This window comes from Pseudomonadota bacterium, from assembly GCA_016927275.1.
GTDB lineage: Bacteria > UBA10199 > UBA10199 > 2-02-FULL-44-16 > JAAZCA01 > JAFGMW01.
The window spans coordinates 1-4887 of record JAFGMW010000042.1 but is presented as its reverse complement, the minus strand read 5'-3'; the positions used below and the strand labels follow the sequence as shown (position 1 = coordinate 4887).

Annotated in this window: 5 protein-coding genes and 1 pseudogene; 1 reads left to right on the top strand and 5 read right to left on the bottom strand. The window is 65.0% G+C overall.

What is annotated here, in order from left to right; translation table 11 throughout:
• Positions 1–637, top strand: a 637-nt coding sequence (locus tag JXA24_02825) for an Hsp70 family protein (GenBank protein ID MBN1282691.1), incomplete at its 5' end; no start/stop codon positions are given.
• Positions 638–682: 45 nt separating this feature from the next.
• Here JXA24_02825 and JXA24_02820 read toward each other — a convergent pair.
• The 5 genes and pseudogenes from JXA24_02820 to JXA24_02800 all read right to left on the bottom strand — a co-directional run bounded on the left by JXA24_02820 (position 683) and on the right by JXA24_02800 (position 4823).
• Positions 683–1405 (bottom strand): rRNA pseudouridine synthase, encoded by a 723-nt coding sequence (locus JXA24_02820; GenBank protein MBN1282690.1) that lies wholly within the window; start codon positions 1403–1405, stop codon positions 683–685.
• A gap of 385 nt (positions 1406–1790) precedes the next feature.
• Positions 1791–2318, bottom strand: a pseudogene (gene scpB / locus JXA24_02815) (SMC-Scp complex subunit ScpB).
• The gene (locus tag JXA24_02810) at positions 2311–3147 is read right to left on the bottom strand and encodes a segregation/condensation protein A (protein ID MBN1282689.1); all 837 of its coding nucleotides are present in this window, start codon (positions 3145–3147) and stop codon (positions 2311–2313) included. Before JXA24_02810 ends, scpB begins: the two are co-directional and overlap by 8 nt.
• On the bottom strand, positions 3140–4138 hold the full coding sequence (trpS, locus tag JXA24_02805; GenBank protein MBN1282688.1) for a tryptophan--tRNA ligase: 999 nt from the start codon (positions 4136–4138) through the stop codon (positions 3140–3142). The genes JXA24_02810 and trpS overlap by 8 nt, the downstream gene beginning before the upstream one ends.
• 13 nt (positions 4139–4151) lie before the next feature.
• Positions 4152–4823: a site-2 protease family protein gene (locus tag JXA24_02800; protein MBN1282687.1), complete on the bottom strand. Its 672-nt coding sequence runs from the start codon at positions 4821–4823 to the stop codon at positions 4152–4154.
• Between the last annotated feature and the right edge of the window lie 64 nt (positions 4824–4887).

Sequence of the window (4887 nt, the reverse complement as noted above, 5' to 3'; positions counted from 1 at the left end):
CCAGACCTCTGTCGAGGTCCACGTGATGCAGGGCGAGCGCGAGATGGCGGGCGACAACCGGACGCTGGGCCGCTTCCACCTTGACGGCATCCCGCCCGCGCCGCGCGGCATACCGCAGATCGAGGTCACCTTCGACATCGACGCCAACGGCATAGTGCACGTCCTTGCCAAGGACAAGGCTACGGGCAAGGAACAGAAGATAACGATAACCGCAAGCTCCGGGCTGGAAAAGAACGACATCGACAGGCTCGTGAAGGAAGCGAAGTCCCACGAGGCCGACGACAAGAAGCGGCGCGAGGAGATCGACCTGCGCAACCAGGCCGACAGCCTCGTCTACAACACCGAGAAGGTCCTCAAGGAGAACCGCGCCAAGGTCCCCGAGGAGGACGCGAAGAAGATCGAGGGGGCATGCGAGGCGTGCAGGAAGGCCATCGAGGAGAAGGACTCCGGCAGGATAAAGAGGACGATGGAGGAGCTCACCCAGGCCTCGCACAAGATGGCCGAGGCGATGTACAAGGCGACCTCGACCGAGGCCGGCCCCCAGGCGGCCGCGGGCGGGACCGCAGAGGAGCCGAAGAAAGAGGAGAAGAAGGACGAGAAGGTCGTGGATGCGGAGTTCGAGGAGACCAAGGAGTGACCGATCGTAGGGAAAAGAAGAGGCGGCGCGAATGCGCCGCCTTTTTTATTTCCGCCTCGCCGCGCCCGTCAGCCCGTCGATCTCGCCGTCGGTGAGCTCCCGCCACCTGCCGGGAGCGAGCCTCCCTATCTTAACAGGGCCGATCGCGGTCCTGCGCAGCCTGATCACCGGGCAGCCGATCGCGTCGAACATCCTGCGCACCTGGCGGTTGCGCCCCTCGCGTATCGAGATCTCGATCAGCGCGTTCTCGCCTCCCTTGTCCGCCCTGCTGACCCTCGCAGGCAGCGTCATCCCGTCGTCCAGCCGGACCCCCAGGCGGAGAGAGTCCAGCGCCTCCGGCGAGGGCTCGCCCTTGACGCGTGCGCTGTAGGTCTTCCAGATCTCGTGCCTCGGGTGGGTGAGCAGGTTGATGAAATCGCCGTCGTCGGTGAGTATGATGAGCCCCTCCGAGTCGTAGTCGAGGCGGCCGACCGAGTTGAGCCTCGCCCTGTGGCCCTGCGGGAGGATGTCCCAGATAGTGGGGCGCCCCTCGGGGTCGCTCTTGGTCACCATCGTGTTGTGAGGTTTGAAGAGTGCGATGTAGGTGGGTCCCTGCCTCGGCGCCATCGTCCTGCCGTTGAGCTCCACGCGGTCTCTCGCGGGGTCGATCGAGACGCCCTGCCTGGCGACCACTGCGCCGTTGACCGTCACCTCTCCGCGCGCGATGGCCGCCTCCGCGGCCCTCCTGGAGAGCTCACTCGACAGGGCGATGAATCTCTGCAGCCTCATCGTTCGGGGCAGCTCCATCCTGCGCCGCCGCTTCGGCCGCGCTGAAATCCCCCTCCCCGGGCGGGGCCGTCCCCGTCCCGCCGATCCGTTCTGCGGCATCCTCACCCTCCCCCGCCCCCCGGTTCTCGACCGCCTCTACCGACTCCTCCTGCTGAGAGGGGAATATCTCGCGCTCGAGCCTGCGCAGCCCCTTGAGCTGGCCCTCGAGCTCCGAGAGGGCCTTCATGTCCTCGTCGTTCTCCTCGCCCTCGTCCAGGGGCTTGCGTTCGATGACCTCGGTCTCGTCCTCCTCATCGTCGGCGTCCATCACCTCGGTGAGGTCCTCGTCGTCGGAGCTCTGCGCCTCGACCCCCTCTCCCTTGAGCTGCTCGCGCCGCTCCCTCATCAGGTCATCGAGATCCTTGAGCGTGGGCAGATCCTTGAGCGTGTTGAGGTTGAATATCTCCAGGAACTCCTTGGTGGTCCCGTAGAGCAGGGGCTGCCCGGGCTCCTGGCTGCGTCCCACGATGCGCAGGAGCCTCCGCTCGAGCAGGGTCTTGAGAACCCCTCCCGAGTCCACGCCGCGGATCTTCTCGACCTCGCTGCGGAGTATCGGCTGCCTGTACGCGACTATGGAGAGCGTCTCGATCGCGGGGCCCGAGAGGCGCATGGGCTTGGGGATCGCCAGCCTGCGGAGCCACTCGGCGCACGCCTCCTTCGTCCGGAACTGGTAACCGCCCGCCACCCTGGCGAGCGCGATCCCGCGCTGCGGGGACTGGTTCCAGTCCCTCTCGATCTCCTCCAGGCACAGGGCGACCTCGGCCTTGTCGACCCCCGCGTCGGCGAGGGCGATCGCGATCGCGCTCTCGGTGAGCGGCTCCTCGGAGACGAATATCATGGACTCGATTATAGGCCTGAGCTCATCCCTATCCATCTTGCCTCCCATTTGACCCGTCATCGTCGGTCGCCCGTGCGCCCTCGCCGGAGTCAGGCCTGTCGAATCCGGTGGCCTCGTTCTCCACGAGCTTCAGCACGTCCTCGTCCGAGACCTCCTCCATCGTGCCCTGTATGTGGATCGGGCCGCAGACGCTCTGCTGATACACCCTGATCATCCTGAGCCTGGCCATCTCCAGCAGCGCTATGAAGGTGATGACCACGTCGTATCGCCCGATCGGCTCGGGCAGGAGCTCCTCGATCGAGGTGGTGGCCCCCTTCCTCAGCATCCCGACTATCTGGTAGATGCGGTCGTTGACCGAGATGCGGTCGACCGCAATGTCGTGGTACTCCTGCTCGGGCACCTTGCGAAGCATCCTTGAGAACGCCTCGACCAGCTCGTAGATGTCCCCCTCCACCGGCCCCTGCGACTCGCAGATGACCCTCTCGGGCGCCATGGGCGTGAAGACGTCGCGTCCGAGCATCGCCCTCTCGAGGATCTGCTCGGAGGCCTGCTTGTAGCGCTGGTACTCGAGCAGCCTGCGGACGAGGTCTGCGCGCGGGTCCGCCTCCTCCTCCTCGCCCTCGGCCTCGCCCTCGGGAAGGAGGAGCCTCGACTTTATGTGCGCGAGCTCCGCGGCCATGAGGAGGAACTCGCCGGCGAGGTCGATGTCCAGCTCGCGCAGCGTGTCGATGTAGCTCATGTACTCCTCGAGGACGAAGGCGACCGGGATGTCGTAGACGTCCAGGTCGTTCTTCCTGATGAGGTGCATGAGCAGGTCGAGCGGCCCCTCGAATACCTCCAGATTCACCCTGTAGTCGTCATTCATACACCACTCCCATGACCTTCCTCACCCTCTCCATCACGTCCCTGGCGATCCCGCGGGCCTTCTCGCTGCCCTCCCCGGCCATGGCGAGAAGCTCCGCGTCCCTGCCCTCCCACTTCCCGCGGCGCTCCCTGACGGGCCTCCAGAACCGGATCGCGTTCTCGATGCAGATCCTTTTGCAGTCCACGCAGCCGATGCCCGCGCTTCTGCACTGCGAGGCGATCTCCGCGACCTTGGCCGGCTCGGTGTAGAGCCTGTGGTAGGCGAAGATGTTGCAGACCTCGGGGTTCCCGGGGTCCTGCCTGCGCTTGCGCGCCGGATCGGTGACGGCCGCCATCATCTTGCGCCGGATCTCGTCGTCGGGGTCGGCCATGTAGATGGCGTTGTCGAAGCTCTTGCTCATCTTGCGGCCGTCGATGCCGGGCACTCGTGCCGCCTCGGTGAGCATGGGCTTCGGCTCGACGAAGGCGTCGTGGCCCGTGATGAACGCGAAGCGGCGCACGAGCTCGCGCGCGAACTCCAGGTGCGCGAGCTGGTCCTCGCCCACGGGCACGAAGTCGGCCCTGTAGATCAGTATGTCGGCCGCCTGCAGGAGCGGGTAGCCCAGGAACCCGTACATGTTGAGGTCGCGGTCGGCCAGCTGGGCCTGCATGTCCTTGAACGACGGCACTCGCTCGAGCCAGCCCAGAGGCGTCATCATGGAGAGCAGCAGGTGCAGCTCCGCGTGCTCCGGCACCCAGGACTGGATGAAGATCGTGGATTTCTTCGGATCGAGGCCCGCTGCGAGCCAGTCGCGGAGCACGTCCTTGACCGATTCGGAGATCCCCTCGGTGTGCTCGTAGCCGGTGGTGAGCGCGTGCCAGTCGGCCACGAAGTAGTAGCAGTCGTACTCCTCCTGCAGCGCCACCCAGTTCTTGAGCGCCCCGAAGTAGTTGCCCCAGTGGAGTCTTCCGGTCGGCCGGTTGCCGCTGAGTATGCGCTTCTTGCCTGCCATCACGCCCTCTGGCTCACGAAGGGAGCAGATATCCCGCCACGAAGAAGACCGGGACGAGGATGTACCTTAGCAATCCGGTCACGAACAGTACAAGCAAAATCATGAAGCTGTAGCGCGAGAAGCGGTCGAACGCGTCCAGGCTCGTGACCGGCAGAATTCCCCTCAGGACCGAGCCTCCGTCAAGGGGGGGCAGCGGCAGGAGGTTGAAGAAGGCGAGCACGAGGTTCAGTATCACGCCCATCTCGAAGATGGCGTAGAGCCCGCCGAATACGGTGCCGCCGAAGCTGCCCGGCACGACCCACGCGGGCGGCATGTTCGGGAGGACCGCCAGGAAAAGCCTCGTGAGGCCTGCGAAGCAGAGCGCGAGGAAGATGTTGGATGCGGGGCCTGAAGCCGCGACCCACAGGTTCGACTTTCTGGCCTCCCCCTTGAGCCTGTACGGGTTGACCGGCACCGGCTTTCCCCAGCCGATCACAGGGGCTCCGGTGAGTATGCCTATTGCCGGCAGGATCACTGTGCCCACGAGGTCCATGTGCGGGAACGGGGAGAGGCTCACGCGGCCCAACAGGCGCGCGGTCGGGTCGCCGAACTTGTCGGCGATATAGGCGTGCGCAGCCTCGTGAAACGAAAGGGAAAAGAGGAACAGCGGATAGAAGAGGACGAATCTGATTATGCCGCTCTGCATCTTGCCTTGCTAATGGAAACAGTCGGGAAAGTCAATTGTTACCTGTACTTAGTGACTGGTAACT

Coding starts and splice junctions, on each gene's coding strand:
- JXA24_02820 (MBN1282690.1), bottom strand. CDS start 1,405: ATGAGGCTGCAGAGATTCATCGCCCTGTCGAGTGAGCTCTCCAGGAGG.
- JXA24_02810 (MBN1282689.1), bottom strand. CDS start 3,147: ATGAATGACGACTACAGGGTGAATCTGGAGGTATTCGAGGGGCCGCTC.
- trpS (MBN1282688.1), bottom strand. CDS start 4,138: ATGGCAGGCAAGAAGCGCATACTCAGCGGCAACCGGCCGACCGGAAGA.
- JXA24_02800 (MBN1282687.1), bottom strand. CDS start 4,823: ATGCAGAGCGGCATAATCAGATTCGTCCTCTTCTATCCGCTGTTCCTC.